Annotated in this window: 18 protein-coding genes; 12 read left to right on the top strand and 6 right to left on the bottom strand. The window is 68.6% G+C overall.

The features are described from left to right. Positions 1-3: 3 nt before the first annotated feature. The 11 genes from GGR16_RS18450 to GGR16_RS18400 all read left to right on the top strand — a co-directional run bounded on the left by GGR16_RS18450 (position 4) and on the right by GGR16_RS18400 (position 10,555). The gene (locus GGR16_RS18450; protein ID WP_425486581.1) at positions 4-1,284 is read left to right on the top strand and encodes an ABC transporter substrate-binding protein; all 1,281 of its coding nucleotides are present in this window, start codon (positions 4-6) and stop codon (positions 1,282-1,284) included. A gap of 78 nt (positions 1,285-1,362) precedes the next feature. After that, positions 1,363-2,322, top strand: coding sequence for a carbohydrate ABC transporter permease (locus tag GGR16_RS18445; protein ID WP_183317565.1), 960 nt, complete (start codon positions 1,363-1,365; stop codon positions 2,320-2,322). A gap of 10 nt (positions 2,323-2,332) precedes the next feature. Further along, positions 2,333-3,160: a carbohydrate ABC transporter permease gene (locus GGR16_RS18440; RefSeq protein WP_183317564.1), complete on the top strand. Its 828-nt coding sequence runs from the start codon at positions 2,333-2,335 to the stop codon at positions 3,158-3,160. Between the two features lie 16 nt (positions 3,161-3,176). Continuing rightward, complete coding sequence (locus tag GGR16_RS18435; RefSeq protein ID WP_183317563.1) at positions 3,177-4,310, top strand: ABC transporter ATP-binding protein; 1,134 nt, start codon at positions 3,177-3,179, stop codon at positions 4,308-4,310. Positions 4,311-4,361: 51 nt separating this feature from the next. After that, the gene (locus GGR16_RS18430) at positions 4,362-5,345 is read left to right on the top strand and encodes an NAD-dependent epimerase/dehydratase family protein (RefSeq protein ID WP_183317562.1); all 984 of its coding nucleotides are present in this window, start codon (positions 4,362-4,364) and stop codon (positions 5,343-5,345) included. Beyond that, the gene (locus tag GGR16_RS18425) at positions 5,282-7,033 is read left to right on the top strand and encodes an SMP-30/gluconolactonase/LRE family protein (RefSeq protein WP_183317561.1); all 1,752 of its coding nucleotides are present in this window, start codon (positions 5,282-5,284) and stop codon (positions 7,031-7,033) included. The genes GGR16_RS18430 and GGR16_RS18425 overlap by 64 nt, the downstream gene beginning before the upstream one ends. After that, complete coding sequence (locus GGR16_RS18420) at positions 7,030-7,770, top strand: SDR family NAD(P)-dependent oxidoreductase (RefSeq protein ID WP_183317560.1); 741 nt, start codon at positions 7,030-7,032, stop codon at positions 7,768-7,770. Before GGR16_RS18425 ends, GGR16_RS18420 begins: the two co-directional genes overlap by 4 nt. Before the next feature lie 73 nt (positions 7,771-7,843). Continuing rightward, the gene (locus GGR16_RS18415; RefSeq protein WP_026014832.1) at positions 7,844-8,398 is read left to right on the top strand and encodes a sigma-70 family RNA polymerase sigma factor; all 555 of its coding nucleotides are present in this window, start codon (positions 7,844-7,846) and stop codon (positions 8,396-8,398) included. Then, a complete protein-coding gene (locus GGR16_RS18410; protein WP_019400519.1) occupies positions 8,382-9,155 on the top strand; it encodes an anti-sigma factor family protein in 774 nt (257 codons plus the stop codon). Before GGR16_RS18415 ends, GGR16_RS18410 begins: the two co-directional genes overlap by 17 nt. Positions 9,156-9,197: 42 nt before the next feature. Continuing rightward, a complete protein-coding gene (locus tag GGR16_RS18405) occupies positions 9,198-9,923 on the top strand; it encodes a Bax inhibitor-1/YccA family protein (RefSeq protein WP_183317559.1) in 726 nt (241 codons plus the stop codon). A 29-nt stretch (positions 9,924-9,952) separates the two neighbouring features. Next, positions 9,953-10,555 (top strand): DUF2076 domain-containing protein, encoded by a 603-nt coding sequence (locus GGR16_RS18400; protein WP_053194113.1) that lies wholly within the window; start codon positions 9,953-9,955, stop codon positions 10,553-10,555. 56 nt (positions 10,556-10,611) lie between these two features. Here the strand turns inward: GGR16_RS18400 and GGR16_RS18395 are convergent, their stop codons facing one another. Beyond that, positions 10,612-11,505, bottom strand: a complete 894-nt coding sequence (locus tag GGR16_RS18395; protein WP_183317558.1) for a LysR family transcriptional regulator — start codon at positions 11,503-11,505, stop codon at positions 10,612-10,614. Between the two features lie 150 nt (positions 11,506-11,655). Here GGR16_RS18395 and ampC point away from each other — a divergent pair, with 150 nt between their 5' ends. Then, a complete protein-coding gene (ampC, locus tag GGR16_RS18390) occupies positions 11,656-12,828 on the top strand; it encodes a class C beta-lactamase (RefSeq protein ID WP_183317557.1) in 1,173 nt (390 codons plus the stop codon). A 65-nt stretch (positions 12,829-12,893) separates the two neighbouring features. Here the strand turns inward: ampC and GGR16_RS18385 are convergent, their stop codons facing one another. Genes GGR16_RS18385 through GGR16_RS18365 form a run of 5 tightly spaced genes read right to left on the bottom strand, consistent with a single transcriptional unit; the run spans position 12,894 to position 17,339 of the window. Continuing rightward, positions 12,894-13,247 carry a cytochrome C oxidase subunit IV family protein gene (locus GGR16_RS18385; protein ID WP_183317556.1) on the bottom strand — a complete coding sequence of 118 codons (354 nt, stop codon included), beginning with the start codon at positions 13,245-13,247 and terminating at the stop codon, positions 12,894-12,896. Positions 13,248-13,257: 10 nt separating this feature from the next. Beyond that, the gene (locus tag GGR16_RS18380; protein ID WP_183317555.1) at positions 13,258-13,974 is read right to left on the bottom strand and encodes a heme-copper oxidase subunit III family protein; all 717 of its coding nucleotides are present in this window, start codon (positions 13,972-13,974) and stop codon (positions 13,258-13,260) included. 12 nt (positions 13,975-13,986) lie between these two features. Then, positions 13,987-14,685 (bottom strand): cytochrome c oxidase subunit 3, encoded by a 699-nt coding sequence (locus tag GGR16_RS18375; RefSeq protein ID WP_183317554.1) that lies wholly within the window; start codon positions 14,683-14,685, stop codon positions 13,987-13,989. Further along, complete coding sequence (gene ctaD / locus GGR16_RS18370) at positions 14,682-16,472, bottom strand: cytochrome c oxidase subunit I (RefSeq protein ID WP_183317553.1); 1,791 nt, start codon at positions 16,470-16,472, stop codon at positions 14,682-14,684. The genes GGR16_RS18375 and ctaD overlap by 4 nt, the downstream gene beginning before the upstream one ends. Positions 16,473-16,517: 45 nt before the next feature. Then, the gene (locus tag GGR16_RS18365) at positions 16,518-17,339 is read right to left on the bottom strand and encodes a cytochrome c oxidase subunit II (RefSeq protein ID WP_183317552.1); all 822 of its coding nucleotides are present in this window, start codon (positions 17,337-17,339) and stop codon (positions 16,518-16,520) included. Between the last annotated feature and the right edge of the window lie 10 nt (positions 17,340-17,349).

The raw sequence follows: 17,349 nt of genomic DNA, 5'->3' as shown, positions 1-17,349 counted from the left end.
GCCATGCATCTGACGAAGAGACTGAAAGCCCTCGGCCTCGCCGCGGCGGCCGGCGCCCTTCTGGCGACCGGCGCCATCGCCCCCGCCGCGGCCGACACGACCCTGAGGTTCGTCTCCTGGCAGAAGGACGAGCGTGGCGTCGGCGACTGGTGGGGCGCACTCATCAAGGCCTTCGAGGAGAAGCACCCGGGCGTCAAGATCGAGTGGACGAAGGTCGAGCGCGGCGCCTATTCGGATACGATGACGACGCTGTTCGCCGGCGGCTCGCCGCCGGATATCGTCCATCTCGCCTCCTTCGAGTTCCAGAAATTCGCCGACAATGGCTGGCTGGAGAACCTCGATCCCTGGATCGAGAAGGCGAAGCTCAACCTCGACGGCTGGGCCGGCCAGAAGACCTGCGAATGGCAGGGCGAGACCGTCTGCATCATGATGCTCTATTTCGGCTACGTCATGGGCTACAACGAGGAGCTCTTGCAGAAGGAGGGGCTCGCCGTTCCCACGACCTGGGACGAGTTCATCGCCGCGGCCCGCAAGACCACGAAGGATCTCAACGGCGACGGCATCCTCGACCAGTTCGGCACCGGCCACGAGACCAAGGGCGGCGGCGGGCAGTATCTCTCCGAGATGCTGAACTATGTCCTCGATGCCGGCGGGCGCTGGACCGACGCCAACGGCAAGGTGACCATCGACACGCCGGAGATGGTCGAGGGCCTCACCCGCTGGAAGGCGGTGGTGAAGGATAACCTCACGCCGCGCGACCTCTCGGCGGGCGAGGTGCGCCAGCTCTTCGCCGACGGCAAGATCGCCATGAAGTTCGACGGCCCCTGGCTCTATCCCATCATGCAGAAGGGGGCGGCCAAGGATAAGCTGAAGCTCGCCATGGTGCCCTTCGATCCGCCGGTCGGCGGCTCGTCCAACGTGCTCGGCATGGCGAGCGAGATCTCCGACGACCGCAAGGCGCTCGTGTGGGACTTCATCGCCCTCGCGACCTCGGACGACTTCCAGACGAAATACGCAACCATGGCCGCCTCGACGCCACCGAGCCCGCGGGCCGACGTCTCGGGCGCCAAGGGCGAGACGCCGCATTTCGACCTGCTCGTCGAGGCGGCCCAGGCGGCCGCCAAGGCAGGCGTCGACCGCATCCCGACCGGGCTCGAGATCCAGTACAACGAATTCGCCAAGATGGCCATGGAAGAGGCCCAGCGCATGATCATCCAGGACCTCGACCCCAAGGCCGTCGCCGCGACGATGCAGGCGAAGGCCGAGGCGATCCAGAAACAGTAAAGGCCTCAGGTCGAGCACCGGCCCGCCGGCCTCGCCGGCGGGCTCCCGCACCCCGGGCGCGGTGAGAAGGTTATCGTCATGTCCACGCAGTCCATCCCCGCGCAGCCGCTTGCCGCCCGCGCGCCGGGCCGTCGTCGCCGCTTCGGCCTCGATCTCGCGCGTCCCAGCCGGCGGCACTGGCTCGGCTATCTCCTGCTCGCGCCGGCCGTGCTGCTGATCGCGCTCATCATCGTCTATCCGCTCTTCATCTCGCTCGACCTGTCGTTCCAGAACGTCGGCATCGCCCGGCTCGACCAGCCGCGGCGGCCCTTCACGCTGGCGAATTACGAGCGCCTCTTCACCTCGGCCGAGTTCTGGATGGCCTGCTGGGTGACGTTCAAGCTGCTCGTCATCGTCACCGGCGCCTGTTTCGTGCTCGGGCTCGCGACGGCGCTGCTGGTCAACAACAGGTTCCGCGGCCGCAGCATCGCCCGGCTCTTCGTCGCCCTGCCGTGGGCCGTGCCGGAGGTGATCGCCGTCATCATCTTCGCCTGGATCTTCGATTCCTCCTTCGGGCTGATGAACTGGCTCTTCATCACGCTCGGGCTGACGAGCCAGACGATCAACTGGTTCTCGGACCCTGACGCCGCCTTCGCCGTGGTGGCGATCACCATGATCTGGAAGGGCTATCCCTTCGTCTCCATCATGGCGCTCGCCGGCCTGCAGTCGATCCCGGAGGACTTCTACAACGCGGCGAAGGTCGACGGGGCCAATGCCTGGCAGCGCTTCACCAACATCACCATCCCGACGCTGATGCCGGTGCTCGGCGTCACCATCGTGCTCGTCATGCTGTGGGTGTTCCGCGACTTCTCCATCATCTACGTGCTGACCGGCGGCGGGCCGCTCAAGGCGACGCAGACGCTGTCGATCATGACCTACGAGCAGGCCTTCGGCTTCTTCAAGATGGGCTACGCCTCGGCGGTCGGCATCGTCACCCTCGTCCTGTGCGTGCTGGCGAGCCTTCTCATGGTCGGCCGCCGCGCCGAAGCCATGTACTGAGGAGGCGGCGATGAAGCTCCGGTCCTCGCGCATCGCGCTCTATCTCGGCGTCGCCGCCACCTGCGCGGTGCTGCTGTTCCCGATCTACTGGCTGCTCGTGACGGCCATCTCGCCACCGGCGGACCTGCGCTCGCTGCCGCCGCGCTTCTGGCCGGACGTGCCGCAATGGCAGGTCTTCTCGCGGATCGCCGAGGAGCGGCCGATGCTCCTGTGGCTGACCAACTCGACGCTCGCGGCGCTCGGCTCGGTCGCCCTGTCGATGACAGTATCGGTCTTTGCCGGCTACGCGCTGTCGCGCTTCAGGGTGCGCGGCGGCCAGTCCCTCGGCCTCTTCATCCTCACGGCGAAGATGCTGCCGGCGACGCTGCTCGTCATCCCGCTCTTCGGCATCTTCCGCTCCGTCGGGCTCATCGGCAGTCTCTGGTCGGTGGTGCTCGCCCACGCGACGCTGATCGTGCCCTTCACCACCTGGATGCTGAAGGGCTATTTCGACACCATCCCGCGCGAGCTCGAGCAGGCGGCGATGGTCGACGGCTGCTCGCCGCTCGGCGCGCTCTTCCGCGTCATCCTGCCCGTGGCGACGCCGGGCCTCGCGGCCACCGCCCTCTACGGCTTCGTGCTGTCCTGGTCGGACTATGCCTATGCCCGCACCTTCCTGACCAATGCCCAGCAGAGCTGGACGGCCAACCTCGGCATCACGACCATGAAGGGCGAATACGTCACCGACTGGAACGAGATCTCGGCCGCGGCGGTCTTCGTCGCCCTGCCCATCCTCGTCATCTACCTCTTCCTCGAACGCTATCTCGTCGGCGGCCTGACCGCCGGCGCGGAGAAGTAATCCGGAGCAGCGATTTATGGCCGGTATCCGCATCGAGAACGTCCGCAAGTCCTACGGCGCCGTCACGGTGCTCAGGGACTTCAACCTCGACATTGCCGACGGCGAGTTCGTCGTCTTCGTCGGTCCGTCGGGCTGCGGCAAGTCGACCATGCTGAAGATCCTCGCCGGCCTCGAGGAGGCGAGCGGCGGCCGCGTTCTCATCGGCGAGCGGGACGTGACGGACCTCGCGCCCGGCGACCGTGACATCGCCATGGTGTTCCAGAACTACGCGCTCTATCCCCACCTCACCGTCGCCCGCAACATGGGCTTCGGCCTCAAGATGCGCGGCATGGACCGGGGCGAGATCGACCGGCGCGTGAGCGAGGCGGCGAAGATCCTCGCCGTCGACCACCTGCTCGACCGGCGGCCGAAGGAGCTCTCCGGCGGCCAGCGCCAGCGCGTCGCCCTCGGCCGCGCCATCGTACGCGAGCCGCAGGCCTTCCTCATGGACGAGCCGCTCTCGAACCTCGACGCGAAGCTCAGGGTGCACATGCGCGCCGAGATCAGCGCCCTGCACAAGCGCCTCGGCGTCACCACCATCTACGTGACCCACGACCAGATCGAGGCCATGACGATGGCCGACCGCATCGTCATCATGCGTGACGGGGAGATCCAGCAGATCGCCGATCCCGACACCATGTTCGCCCGGCCCGAAAATCTCTTCGTCGCCGGCTTCATCGGCTCGCCCGGCATGAACTTCCTCCTCGGCAACGTCACCGCCGACGAGCGCGGCGCGCGCGTCAGCCTCTTCGGGCAGGACGTCTGCCTGCCGGTGCCGCTCGCGGCGGTGCCCGGCATCGCCGGCCGGCCCGTCATCCTCGGTCTGCGTCCCGAGCACATCGGGCCGGCGCACGGCCCCGTCTCCTTCGCCGTGAGGCCGCGACTGGTCGAGAGCCTGGGGAGCGAGAAGTACATCTATGTCGACCTGCCGCACGAGAACCGCGGCGCGCCGGCGGACGCCAAGGGCGCCGATGACGAGCGCCGGGGCGACGCCCTCATCGCCCGGCTGGTCGATGCCGGCGCGGTGGCCACGGGCGAGCCCATCACCTTGTCCTTCGACCCGGCGCGCCTGCACGTCTTCGATGCCGAGACGCACCGGGCCATCCGCTGAGGTTTCGCCATGAGCATCGTCCCATGAGCATCGTCCCATGAGGATCCTCCGATGAGCATCGTCGTCACCGGAAGTGCCGGCCGTGTCGGATCGCGGGTCGCGCGCCGCCTCCTCGACGAAGGCGAGGCGGTCGTCGGCTTCGACCTGCGCCCGGCCGGCATCGATCATCCCCGCTACCGCGAGGTCGTCGGCGCCTTTTCGGACCCGGCCGCCGCACGGCAGGCGGCGGAGGGCGCTAAGGCCGTTCTTCATCTCGGCGCCTTCATGTCGTGGCGGCGCGAGGACGCCGACAAACTCTGGGAGGCGAACGTCACCGGCACGCGCATGGTGGCCGAGGCGGCCGCGGCCGCCGGCTGTAGGCGTTTCGTCTTCGCCTCGTCCGGCGAGGTCTATCCCGAGAACGTGCCGGCCTATCAGCCCATCGACGAGGACCATCCGCTCGCGCCCCGCACGCCCTACGGCCTCACCAAGCTCCTCGGCGAGGAGATCGTGCGCTTCCTCGGCCGCACGGGCGCCCTGGAGACGGTGATCCTGCGCTTCTCGCATACGCAGGATGCGGCCGAGCTGCTCGATCCCGACAGCTTCTTCTCCGGTCCGCGCTTCTTCCTTCACCCAAAGATCCGCCAGCAGCAGGCCTTCGGCAACGCGGCGGCGGTCGCGGCGCTCGTGGCGGTGGACGACGGCCGCGAGGCGCTCGTCCTGTCGCGCAACGAGAACGGCCGGCCCTTCGCCATGCACATCACCGACACGCGCGACATGGTGGAGGGGATCCTGCTCGCCGTGCGCCATCCGGCCGCGGCCGGGGAGGTCTTCAACCTCGGGGCGAGCGAGCCGGTTGACTTCGCGCGCGCCCTGCCGCTCATGGCCGAGCGGACGGGCCTGCCTCTGCGCGAGGTCAACCTGCCAGGGCCGGGCGTCCACTACCGGACGGCCAACCGCAAGATCCGGGAACGACTGGGATTTACGCCGACATGGACCATCGAGCGCATGATCGACGAGGCGGTCGCGGCGCGCAGCGCGCGGCAGCGGTCGTAAGGCCGGAGGAGCGGGACGTCCCCACCGGCGCGGCCGCACTCGCCAAGGGGCTCTACCTGCTCGAGGTCATCGGCGAAGCGGAGACGCCGCCGCGCTTCAAGGACTTGCAGGCGGCGACCGGCCTGCCCAAGGGCACGCTGGCGCGCATGCTCAACACCCTCGTCCTCTTCCGCCTCGTGCGGCACGAGGAGAGCGACAGCACCTATCGTCTCGGCCACCGGCTCTTCGAGCTGGCGCACCGGGTGTGGGAATCCTTCGACCTGCGCGGGGCGGCGGCCCCGGTCCTCGACCGCCTGGCCGACGAGATCGCAGAGACCGTGGCCATCGCCACCATCGATGCGGACGAGGTGCTCTACATCGACCAGCGCAGCCGCGGCGGCGCCTTCGGCTTCCGTATCGAGGTTGGCCGCCGGGCGCCGCTCCATTGCACGGCGGGCGGCAAGGCGCTCCTCGCCTTCGCCGCGCCGCACGAGCAGCGGGCGCTCCTCGACCGCATCCGGCTCACCCGGCACACGGCGAATACCATTGCCGATGAGGCGGCGCTGACGGCGGAACTCGCGCTGATCCGCGCCCGCGGCTATGCGATCTCGGTGTCCGAGCATGTCGAGGGCGTCTCGTCCGCCGCCGCGCCCATCTTCGACCATACCGGCAAGGCGATCGCGGTGATGGGCGTCTTCGGCCCGAGCGCGCGCCTTCCCAACGACCGCCTGCACGTGCTCGGCCGCGATCTCATGGCGGCGGCGCGGCAGGTCTCGGGCAATGTTGGCGCCGCGCCGATGAACATCACCTCCCAGCTCGGGCCCGGCCACGGCGCTGATCCCGCCGTCGCGTGCGTCCTGCCATGGGGCGCCCATCTCGCCGAGGGACCGGTGTGGATCGCCGGGCAAGAGCGGCTCTACTGGGTCGACATCCTCGCCCCCTCGGCCAACCGTTTCGACCCGGTGACGGGCGAGAACGAGGAACTGCGCCTGCCGCAGCTCATCAGCGCGCTCCTGCCGCGCCTGGGCGGGGGCCTCGTCGCCCTGACGCAGACGGGCCTCGTCGGGCTCGACTTCGCGACGGGCGCGACGACGCCGCTCGTCGACCCCGAGGCGGACATTCCCGACAACCGCTTCAACGACGGCAAATGCGACCGGCAGGGGCGGCTGTGGGCAGGCAGCATGCGCCTCGACGCGAGCCGCACCTCGGGCTCGCTCTATGTCATCGAGAAGGACCTTTCCTGGCGGCGCGTCTCCTCCGGCTATACCGCCGCCAACGGGCTCGACTGGAGTCCGGACGGGCGTACGCTCTATTTCGTCGATTCCGTGCCCGGCCGGATCTATGCCTTCGATTGCGATCCCGAGACGGGCACGGTCGAGAACCGGCGCGTCTTCGCCGAGGTGCCGCCCGAGGAGGGGAGGCCGGATGGGCTTGCCGTCGACAGCGACGGCTTCGTCTGGTGCGCTTTGTGGGACGGCTGGCGCGTGCGCCGCTATGCGCCCGACGGGCGGATCGACCGCGACGTCGGCCTGCCCGTGCCGCGGCCGACGAGCGTCGCCTTCGGCGGCGCCGACCTGAAGACGCTCTTCATCACCTCCGCGCGCGTGCGCCTGCCCTCGCGCGTGCTCACCGAGGCGCCGTTCTCGGGCGGGCTCTTCGCGCTGCCGGTCACCGTGCCGGGTCTGCCCACGGCGGCTTTCGCGGGATGAGCGCGCTCTACCCCGATCTTGCCGGCCGCGTCGCGCTCGTCACCGGCGGCGCGGACGGCATCGGCCGGGCGACGGTCATGGCGCTCGCGCGCCAGGGCGCCCGCTGCCTCGTGCTCGACATCGATGCGGACAAGGGCGAGCGGCTCGTGGCCGATGTGCCGGGCGTCGTCTTCCGCCGGGCGGACCTGCGTGACGTCGCGGCGACGGTTGCCGCGATCCGGGACGGCGAGCAGGCGACCGGCCCTATCGCGCTCCTCGTCAACAACGCCGGCCATGACGAGCGCCATGCCTTCACCGAGGTGACGCCGGACTATTGGGACGACCGCCTCGCCGTGAACCTGCGCCATTTCATGTTCGTCACCCAGGCGGTGGCGCCGAGCCTGCGCGCCGGCCGCGGGGCGGTCGTCAACCTCGCCTCGACCTCCTGGATGCAGGGCGCGGTCAACCTCATCGCCTATACGACGGCGAAATCGGCGGTCATCGGCTTCACGCGTTCGCTGGCGCGCGAACTCGGGCCAGACGGCGTGCGCGTCAATGCCGTCACGCCCGGCTGGGTGATGACGGGGCGTCAGCGCGCCGCCGCGACCGCCGAGCGGCTCGCCCGCGCGGCCGAGCGCCAGGCGCTGCCCGGCGAGATCCTGCCCGAGGACGTGGCGGCGATGATCGTCTTCCTCCTGTCGGGCGAGGCACGCATGTGCACGGGCCAGAACTTCATCGTCGACGCCGGCGTGGTGTAGGGGGCGCGGGGCCGCAGAAAAAATTTCGACGTCCGAGGGACGAACTCGGGCGGCGGCTCCGTATATGGAGCTGATGACGTCGCAACGGTCCCGCTTCGACACCCTCGGACAGCTCACGGCACTGCGCCGCTATGCGCGGTCGCTGACGCGCGACGATGTCGCCGCCGAGGACCTCGTGCACGACACCTTGCTCCGAGCTTATGAGCGGCGTGGCAGCTTCGAGCCCGGCCGCGGCCTGCGCGCCTGGCTGTTCTCCATCCTCCACAACCTCTTCGTGGACGGGCAGCGGGCCCGGCGGGCGGACGAGCGCCGCAAGGCGCTCGTGGCCGATCTCCATCCCGCGCACCAGCCGGCGGTCCAGGACCAGCAGCTGCGCCTCGCCCAGCTGCGCCGCGCCTTCATGGACCTGCCCGAGGAGCAGCGCGCGGCGCTCCACCTCGTCGCGATCGAAGGCATGAGCTTCGCCGAGGCGGCGAAGGCCCTCGGCATCCCCTCCGGCACGCTGATGTCGCGCCTCGCCCGGGCGCGCGCGGCGCTCAGGGCACTCGAGGAGGGCGAGGCCGGCACCCGCGTCGGCAAGGCGCCTGTGCTCAAACTCGTAGGAGGATCCGATGGACCGTCCCATTGATCCGATCACCGAGGCCGATCTCGAGGCCTATGTCGAGGACCAGCTGCCCGTGGCGCGCCGGATCGAGGTGGAGGCCCACCTGTGCCGGCATCCGGACGAGGCCGTGCGGGTGATCACCGACCTCAAGATCCGTGACGAATTGCGGCTGGCGCTCGCCGGCCCGCCCTATGTCGGACGCAGCGAGACGGCCGAGGCGGCCCTGCGGCTGGAGCGGGGGCTGTCGCGCGACCGTTTCCTGCGCCAGCTGCGCAAGGTGGCGGCCGTCGCCGTCCTCGTCGCGGCCGGCTGGCTCGCCCATGCCGAGTTCGGCGCCCTGCGCGTCGGCGAGGTCGTCGCCTCGGCGATCCCGCCGGCCTATGTGGTCGATGCCATGCAGGCGCACCGCACGGCCGAGGTGCGCGCCGGCATGGCCTCCCAGCCGGCGGCGCCGCGCTACGACCCCGCCGAGATCCGTTCGGCGACGGCGATCGGCCTGCCGCCCCTGCCCGAGGGCTGGTCCGTCGCCGACGTGCAGATCTTCCCCTCCACCTTCGGGCCGAGCGTCGAGATGGCGATCCGCACCGAGGCGCTCGGGACGGTGTCGCTGTTCGCCGTGCGGCCGGGCGCCTTCGATGTCGTGCCGGCGTCGGTCGCTCACCACGGCGATCTCGCCGCCGCCTACTGGCAGATGGGCGAGGTCGCCTATGCGCTGGTGGCGCGCGCCGATTCCAAGGACCTCGACCGGGCTGCCGGCCGGCTGGTCCGGGCCCTCTACTGAGTTCAAACCCAGGCTATTGATCCACCCCAGGAGAACGAAGCGATGAACATGCCGAACTATGGCTACGGCTGGCAGGCGGGCGGTGCCCGCGTCGACCGGGCACTCTTCGACGAGGGCCTGCGCCAGCACATGCTGCGCGTCTACAACTACATGGCCCTCGGCCTCGTGCTGACGGGCGTCGTCGCCTTCATCGTCGGCACGACGCCGGCGCTCTACGTGCCGATCTTCTCGACGCCGCTCAAGTGGGTGGTGATGCTGGCGCCGCTCGCCTTCGTGCTGTTCTTCTCCTTCCGCATCCAGACGATGTCGGCGGCCGGTGCGCAGGGCCTGTTCTGGGCCTTCTGCGGCGTCATGGGCCTGTCGCTCGCCTCGATCTTCCTCGTCTTCACCGGCACGAGCATCGCCCGCACCTTCTTCATCGCCGCCGCGATGTTCGGCGCGACGAGCCTCTACGGCTACACGACGCGGCGGGACCTGTCGCAGTTCGGCTCGTTCCTGATCATGGGCCTCATCGGCGTGATCATCGCGAGCATCGTCAACCTGTTCCTCGGATCGGGCGCGCTGCAGTTCGCCATCTCGGTCATCGGCATCCTCGTCTTCGTCGGCCTGACCGCGTGGGACACACAGGCGATCAAGGAGCGCTACGCCGAGAATTTCGATGCGGAATCGCAGCAGAAGCTGGCGGTCTTCGGCGCCTTCTCGCTCTATCTCAATTTCGTCAACATCTTCCAGCTGCTGTTGAACTTCACCGGCGAGCGGGAAGGCTGATTTCGTTCGACCAACGGAGCTTCGTGACAATGGACAATCAGGACCGGCAGGCCATCGAGGGTTTGTTCGCCCGCCTCGGCGAGGTCGAGCGCCAGGCGGGCCCGCGGGATCAGGCGGCCGAGGGCTTCATCCGCGAGCGCATGGCGCAGCAGCCGGGTGCGCCCTATTTCATGGCCCAGACCATCGTGATGCAGGACTACGCCCTGCAGGAGGCGCAGCGGCGTATCGAGGAGCTGGAGCGCCAGGCGTCGCGCCCGGCCGGCGGGCTCTTGTCGGGCCTCTTCGGCGGCGGGCAGACGAGCCGCGCCGGTTCCGTCCCGGCGATGCCGCGCAGCGTCGCCGGGCCCGGTAGCGCGGCGCCGACAGCGGTGCCGCCGGCCGGGATGCAGCCCGGCCGCGGCGGCGGCTTCCTCGCCGGCGCGGCGCAGACCGCCATGGGCGTCGCCGGTGGCGTGCTGCTCGGCAATGCCATCGCCGGCATGTTCGGCGGCAACGAGGCCCAGGCCTCCGAAGCCCAGGCTTCCGAAGGCCAGGCCGCCGAGGCTGCTGCGCCCGAGGCGGAGCCCGAGCCCGCGGCCGACGAGGGTGGTGGCTTCTTCGACGGCTTCTTCGGGGGCGACGACGAGATCTGAGCGGGTCCACAGGGACCTGTGGCGAAGAACGAGGGGCCGGCGCAAGCCGGCCCTTTTCATTCGGGGGCCGGCTTTTCCACGCCGATCTCGTCGAGCAGCCAGTTGCGGAAGGCCGCCATGGCCGCCGTGTCGCCGCGCGACTGCAGCCGCGTCAGCCAGTAGCGCCCGGTCGTCACTGTGACGGGGAACGGCTGCCGCAGGGCACCCGTGTCGAGATGACGCGCGAACATGAGCGGCGGGGCGAGCGCGATGCCGAAGCCCTGCAGGGCGGCTTCCATCATGGCGAGGGAAGAATCGAAGACGACGCTCTCGGGCAGCGCCGGCCCGGCCTTGACGCCCGCGGCGGCAAACCATTGCGGCCATTCATCGCTGCGGTAGGAGCGCAGCAGCCGGTGCGCAAGCACATCCTTGGGTTTCCCGAGCCGGCCTGCGATCTCGTGGGTGCACAGCACGGACAAAGGCGCTTCCAGCAGCGGCAGGGCGTCGATGCCGTGCCAGGCGCCCTGGCCGAAGCGGATGGCATAGTCGAGCCCCTCGGCCGCGATGTCGACGCGGTTGTTGTTGGTCGACAGGCGCAGGTCGACGAAGGCATGACGGGCGTGGAAGGCGGCAAGGCGCGGCAGCAGCCAGCCGACCGCGAAGGTCCCCACCGCACCGACGGTCAGCACTTCACGCCCGCCGCCGCCCTCGAAGCGTTCGAGCGCGACGGCGATCCGGTCGAACGAGCCTTGGAGCACCGGCAGGAGGGCCTCGCCTTCGCTCGTCAGCATCAGGCCGCGCGGCAGCCGGGTGAAGAGCGCGGCATTGAGCTGGGCCTCGAGGCTCTTGACCTGATGGCTGACAGCAGCCTGCGTGACGCGCAGCTCGATGGCGGCCTTCGTGAAGCTCAGATGGCGCGCGGAGGCCTCGAAGGCGCGCAGGGCATTCAGCGGCATGTAGCGGCGGACCATCGCAGCCCCAAATTTTCTAATGCCTCCGTTGAGATATCCTCGTTTGCGGGAGGCGGGCAGGGGATTGTAGTTCAGTTGTCGAACGCATGTATCGCCGTATTTAAGTCGGATGACGGCGGCCGGGAAGTGCGATAGGCAGGAGATTCGTTCATGGAAAGAAACTGTGTCGTATCGTTATCGCTGCTATGCGCGTCTCTCTTCTTCTCGTCTGTGAGCGCAAAAGCCGAAGAAGCGGATCATAGCCGCCTGAAGTCCATCGTCGACGCTGCAATCCGGCCGATCATGAAGGAACATGCCGTTCCCGGCATGGCCGTCGGCCTCACGGTGGACGGGAAGCATTACTTTTTCAACTATGGCGTCGCTTCGAAGGAGAGCGGGCGGCCGGTGACCGAGACGACGCTGTTCGAGGTCGGCTCCGTCAGCAAGCTGTTCACGGGGCTCGTGGGCGCCTATGGCGCGGTGACGGGCGAGGTCTCGCTGACAGCCTCGGCGAGCAGCTATATGCCGGCGCTCAAGGGCTCCAGCTTCGACGGCATCACCCTGCTGCAGCTCGGCACCTATACGGCCGGTGGCCTGCCGCTACAGTTTCCGCGCGAGGTCAGGGACGGGGCCAGCATGGTCTCCTACTACCGCAACTGGAAGCCGGCCTATGCCGCCGGGGCGCAGCGGGTCTATTCGAACCCCAGCATCGGCCTTTTCGGCCATCTCGCCGCCGCCGGCATAGGTCGGCCGTTCGAGGACATCCTCGAGGACACGATTTTTCCCGGGCTCGGCCTGACGAACACCTATGTCCGCGTCCCGGACGCGCGCATGGACGATTACGCCTTCGGCTACACGAAGGACGGCAAGCCCATCCGCGTCAATCTCGGGGTGCTGGGAGCCGAGGCCTATGGCGTGCGGACGGGTTCCGCCGACCTCCTCACGTTCCTCGACGCCAATGTCGACATGCCGAAGGACGAGCGCCTGCGCCAGGCGATCGCCGGCACGCACACCGGCTATGTCCGCATCGGCGCCATGACGCAGGGCCTCGGCTGGGAGACGTATGACTATCCGGTGCCGCTCGACGTGCTGCTTGCCGGCAATTCGCCGGAGATCAGCGGCAAGCCGAATGCCGCCGCCTGGATCGATCCGCCCGCTCCGCCGCGGCGTGACGCGCTCCTCAACAAGACCGGGGCGACGAACGGCTTCGGTGCCTATGTCGCCGTCATCCCGGCCGAGCGCCTGGGCATCGTGCTCCTCGCGAACCGCGCCTATCCCATTCCCGCCCGTATCCGCGCCGCCCACGCCATCCTGAGCGCCGTGGCGGGCGGGGCGACGAGATAAGCCGGGAAGGAGACGAGGTGCGCCTGTCCGGCGGATGCCCAGGAGGGCTTCCGCCGGCAGTGCTCCTATGAGGCCCCCTGCGTGAAGAAGGCGAGCCGCGTCAGGAGCGTGTAGTCCGCTTCGACCGCCATGGCGGCGAGGAAGGCGAGGACGGCCCCGATCGGCACGAGGATGGCATAGACGAGGGCGAGCCGCTCCCACGCCATGTGCATGAAGACGGCGACGATGAGCCCCGCCTTCAGCATCATGAAGGTCAGGATCAGCGTGTAGCGCAGCACCCCCGTGAGGTGGAAGTAGTCCACGAGATAGGAGAAGGCGCTGAGCACGAAAAGCCAGCCCCAGACGACGAGATAGAGCCGAATGGGGTGGGCCTTGACGACGATGCGGTGGGCCGTGTCGCTGTGGGCGATCTCGCTCATGGCGTCCTCCTCACCACAGGTAGAAGAAGGCAAAGATGAAGACCCAGACGAGATCGACGAAGTGCCAGTAGAGGCCCATGATCTCGACGGCTTCGTAGCGTCCCTTGCGGCCCGTGAAGAAGCCCGGCCGTCCGTGGTCGAAATCGCCGCGGATGACCTTGCGGGCGACGATCAGCAGGAAGATGACGCCGATGGTCACGTGCGTGCCGTGGAAGCCCGTGATCATGAAGAAGGCGGAGCCGAACTGCGCCGCCCCCCACGGGTTGCCCCAGGGCCTGACGCCCTCGCTGATGAGCTTCGTCCACTCGAAGGCCTGCATGCCGACGAAGGCGGCGCCGAGGAGCGCGGTCACGACCAGCAGCGCCGCCGTCGGCCGCCGCTGGCGGCGGTAGCCGTAGTTCACAGCCATGGCCATGGTGCCGCTGCTCGAGATGAGCACGAAGGTCATGATGGCGATGAGGATGAGCGGCAGGTGCTGCCCGGCGATCTCGAGGGCGAAGACCTCGCTGGCATTGGGCCATGGCTCGGCGGTCGACATGCGCGCGGTCATGTAGCCGATGAGGAAGGTGCCGAAGATGAAGGTGTCGCTGAGGAGGAAGATCCACATCATGGCCTTCCCCCACGACACGTTGCGGAAGGCGCGCTGATCGGCGGAGAAGTCGGTGACGATCGTGGCAAGGCCGCTCTCGGGTTCCCGGGTGCGGTGCTCGGTGAACGCGGTGTCCATCGCGCCTTCCTTTCACGACAGCAGCTGGCGGCAGACGGCGAGGAAATCCCCCGCCCAGCCGGTGATGACGGCGAAGAGGACGAGCCAGACGAGGCCGAGGAAATGCCAGTAGAGCGCACAGAGCTCGACGGGCAGCTGCGCCGCCGCGGCATCGGGGCTGCGCCAGAGCTTCACCGTCACGGCGACGAGCGCCACGAGCCCGCCGAGGATATGCGCGCCGTGCAGGCCCGTGAGCACGTAGAAGAAGGAATTGGCGGCATTGTCCGCCAGCCGGTAGCCCGAGCCAACGAGCTCGTCCCAGGCGATGAGCTGGCCGCCGAGGAAGGCTGAGCCGAAGCCCGTGGCGGCGAGGAGCCCGTCGAGCGCGCGCTCCTTCTCGCCGCGCCGGGCCGAGCGGACGGCCCAGACGAGGGCGGCGCTGGCGAGGAGGATGAGCAGGGTCGTCAGCCACAGGATGCGCGGCACCGGCAGGGCTGACCAGTCGGCCAGCTGCATGCGCATGGTGTAGGCGCTGAGGAAAAGCGAGAACAGGGCGCCGACGACGGCGAGGAAGACGCCGAGCCCCACCTTGGCGGCCGGCATGTGCGCGAGACCGCCGGTGTCCTCGACGATACCGGTCGCGAGCCACGGCCGGCTCATCAGCCGCTGGCCGGAGAGCCACCAGGCGGCGAGCGCGGCGAGGAGGACGAGGAAGGCGACGGCCGCCGTCACGACATGCCTCCCGATGCAGGTCGGGCCCCCAACGGCACCGCCTCCGGCGGCATGTTCTGGGGAATGAAGTCCTGGGCGACGCCGGGCACGTTGTAATCATAGGCCCAGCGATAGACCGCGGGCTGCTCCTTGCCCCAGTTGCCGTGCGGCGGCGGCGTCTCGGGCGTCTGCCATTCGAGGCTCGTCGCCCGCCACGGATTGCCGCCGGCCTCGCGGCCATGCCGGATGCTCCAGATGAGGTTGAACAGGAAGAGGAGCTGCGCCGCCCCGACGATGAGGGCAAGGACAGTGATATAGGCGTTGAGCATCTGCGCCGAAGCGGGGAAGAAGCTGGCCTCGCCCATCTCGTGGTAGCGCCGCGGCACGCCGAGGAGCCCGAGATAATGCATGGGGAAGAAGATGGCGTAGGTGCCGAGGAAGGTGATCCAGAAGTGCAGCTTGCCGAGCGCCTCGTTCATCATCCGCCCGGTCACCTTGGGATACCAGTGGTAGATGGCGCCGAAGATGACGAGCACGGGCGCGATCCCCATCACCATGTGGAAATGCGCCACGACGAACATGGTGTCCGACAGGGGCACGTCGACGACGACATTGCCGAGGAAGAGCCCCGACAGGCCGCCGTTGACGAAGGTGACGATGAAGCCGAGGGCGAAGAGCATCGGCACGGTGAGGTGGATGTCGCCGCGCCACAGGGTCAGGATCCAGTTGTAGACCTTGATCGCCGTCGGCACGGCGATGATGAGGGTCGTCGTGGCGAAGAAGAAGCCGAACCACGGGTTCATGCCGCTGACGTACATGTGGTGCGCCCAGACGACGAAGCTGAGCGCGCCGATGGCGAGGATGGCCCACACCATCATGCGGTAGCCGAAGATGTTGCGCCGCGCGTGGGTGGCGATGAGGTCGGAGACGATGCCGAAGGCCGGCAGGGCGACGATGTAGACCTCCGGATGGCCGAAGAACCAGAACAGGTGCTGGAAGAGGATGGGGCTGCCGCCGCCGTAGTCGAGCCGCGTGCCGAGCTCGATGAGCGACGGCATGAAGAAGCTGGTGCCGAAGAGCTTGTCGAACAGCATCATCACCGAGGCGACGAACAGGGCCGGGAAGGCGAGCAGCGCCATCACGCTCGCCGTGAAGATGCCCCAGACCGTCAGCGGCATGCGCATCAGCGTCATGCCCCGGGTGCGCCCCTGCAGCACGGTGACCACGTAGTTGAGGCCGCCCATGGTGAAGCCGGCGATGAAGACGATGAGCGAGACGAGCATCAGGATGATGCCGCTCTCCTGGCCGGGCGTGCCGGAGAGGATCGCCTGCGGCGGATAGAGCGTCCAGCCCGCCCCGGTCGGCCCGCCGGGGGCGAAGAAGCTGGCGAGGAGGATGACGACGGCGAGCAGGTAGAACCAGTAGCTCAGCATGTTGGCGTAGGGGAAGACCATGTCCCGCGCGCCGACCATGAGCGGGATGAGGTAATTGCCGAAGCCGCCGAGGAGCACCGCCGTGAGCACGTAGACGATCATCATCATGCCGTGCATGGTGATGAGCTGGTAATAGGCGGCGGCGTCGATGAAGGCGAAGGTGCCGGGAAAGCCGAGCTGCAGGCGCATCAGCCATGACAGGAAGAGCGCGATGAAGCCGATCACCAGCGCCGTCACCGTGTACTGGATGGAAATGGTCTTCGCGTCCTGGCTGAAGACATATCTCGTCAGCCAGCTGTGCGGATGATGGAGGGAGAGGTCCTCCACCTCGGTCGTTGCGGTTTCTGCCACCCTGTCGAGGGGAACGTCGGCCATCGCTTCAGCCCTCCGCCCTTGCCCGGCCGCCGCGCGGCCGGCATCTCACCGCTCGGCCATCACCGGCACCGTCCGCTGCGCCGTCGGGCGCGCCGGCTGCTGCTGCTCCAGCCAGGCGCGGTAGTCGCTCTCCTCGGCCACCACGACGAAGCCGCGCATGAAGGCGTGGCCGACGCCGCACATCTCGGCGCACAGCACCTCGAAGGTGCCGGTACGCGTCGGCGTCAGCCAGAAATAGGTCACCATGCCCGGGATGAGGTCCATCTTGGCGCGGAACTCGGGCACGTAGAAATCATGCAGCACGTCGAGCGAGCGCAGCACGGCCTTCACCGGCCGGCCGATCGGCAGGTGCAGCTCGCCGCCCTGCACCATGATGTCGTCCGCCCCGCGCGGGTCGTCCGGGTCGAGGCCGAGCGGGTTGTCGTCCGAGATGTGGCGGATGGCCGTGGCGCCCAGCCTGCCGTCGGGGCCCGGCAGGCGATAGCTCCACTGCCATTGCTGCGCGACGATCTCCACCTCGTCGGCATCGGGCGGCACGGTGATGAACTGGCGCCAGACGTAGAGGCCGGGCGCCAGCATGGCTGCGACGCCGATGGCGGTGCCGACCGTGAGCCACCATTCGAGGCGCTTGTTCTCCGGTTCGTACAGCACCTCGGCCTGCTGTGGCCGGTGGCGGTAGCGCCAGACGCACCAGGCCATGAAGAGGACGACGGCGACGAAGACGAGGCCGGTGATCCAGAAGGTGATGGTGATGGTGTGGTCGATGTAGCTCCAGTTGGAGGCGATCGGCGTCCACCACCACGGGCTCAGGAGATGGAACACCACCGAGCCGATGGCGATGATGAACAAGGCGAGAGCAACGTACATGGCTCCTTCA

Origin of the sequence: Chelatococcus caeni (assembly GCF_014196925.1) — a bacterium.
Lineage (GTDB): Bacteria > Pseudomonadota > Alphaproteobacteria > Rhizobiales > Beijerinckiaceae > Chelatococcus_A > Chelatococcus_A caeni.
The sequence above is the reverse complement of the archived record's forward strand: the minus strand, read 5'-3'. Positions and strand labels throughout refer to the sequence as shown.

What these genes read in the sequence shown, in the direction of transcription:
- GGR16_RS18415 (WP_026014832.1), top strand. Translation starts at nt 7,844, where the DNA reads ATGACGTCGCAACGGTCCCGCTTCGACACCCTCGGACAGCTCACGGCA.
- GGR16_RS18435 (WP_183317563.1), top strand. Translation starts at nt 3,177, where the DNA reads ATGGCCGGTATCCGCATCGAGAACGTCCGCAAGTCCTACGGCGCCGTC.
- ampC (WP_183317557.1), top strand. Translation starts at nt 11,656, where the DNA reads ATGGAAAGAAACTGTGTCGTATCGTTATCGCTGCTATGCGCGTCTCTC.
- GGR16_RS18410 (WP_019400519.1), top strand. Translation starts at nt 8,382, where the DNA reads ATGGACCGTCCCATTGATCCGATCACCGAGGCCGATCTCGAGGCCTAT.
- GGR16_RS18395 (WP_183317558.1), bottom strand. Translation starts at nt 11,505, where the DNA reads ATGGTCCGCCGCTACATGCCGCTGAATGCCCTGCGCGCCTTCGAGGCC.
- GGR16_RS18450 (WP_425486581.1), top strand. Translation starts at nt 4, where the DNA reads ATGCATCTGACGAAGAGACTGAAAGCCCTCGGCCTCGCCGCGGCGGCC.
- ctaD (WP_183317553.1), bottom strand. Translation starts at nt 16,472, where the DNA reads ATGGCCGACGTTCCCCTCGACAGGGTGGCAGAAACCGCAACGACCGAG.
- GGR16_RS18420 (WP_183317560.1), top strand. Translation starts at nt 7,030, where the DNA reads ATGAGCGCGCTCTACCCCGATCTTGCCGGCCGCGTCGCGCTCGTCACC.
- GGR16_RS18440 (WP_183317564.1), top strand. Translation starts at nt 2,333, where the DNA reads ATGAAGCTCCGGTCCTCGCGCATCGCGCTCTATCTCGGCGTCGCCGCC.
- GGR16_RS18385 (WP_183317556.1), bottom strand. Translation starts at nt 13,247, where the DNA reads ATGAGCGAGATCGCCCACAGCGACACGGCCCACCGCATCGTCGTCAAG.
- GGR16_RS18380 (WP_183317555.1), bottom strand. Translation starts at nt 13,974, where the DNA reads ATGGACACCGCGTTCACCGAGCACCGCACCCGGGAACCCGAGAGCGGC.
- GGR16_RS18365 (WP_183317552.1), bottom strand. Translation starts at nt 17,339, where the DNA reads ATGTACGTTGCTCTCGCCTTGTTCATCATCGCCATCGGCTCGGTGGTG.
- GGR16_RS18425 (WP_183317561.1), top strand. Translation starts at nt 5,282, where the DNA reads ATGGACCATCGAGCGCATGATCGACGAGGCGGTCGCGGCGCGCAGCGC.
- GGR16_RS18445 (WP_183317565.1), top strand. Translation starts at nt 1,363, where the DNA reads ATGTCCACGCAGTCCATCCCCGCGCAGCCGCTTGCCGCCCGCGCGCCG.
- GGR16_RS18405 (WP_183317559.1), top strand. Translation starts at nt 9,198, where the DNA reads ATGAACATGCCGAACTATGGCTACGGCTGGCAGGCGGGCGGTGCCCGC.
- GGR16_RS18400 (WP_053194113.1), top strand. Translation starts at nt 9,953, where the DNA reads ATGGACAATCAGGACCGGCAGGCCATCGAGGGTTTGTTCGCCCGCCTC.
- GGR16_RS18430 (WP_183317562.1), top strand. Translation starts at nt 4,362, where the DNA reads ATGAGCATCGTCGTCACCGGAAGTGCCGGCCGTGTCGGATCGCGGGTC.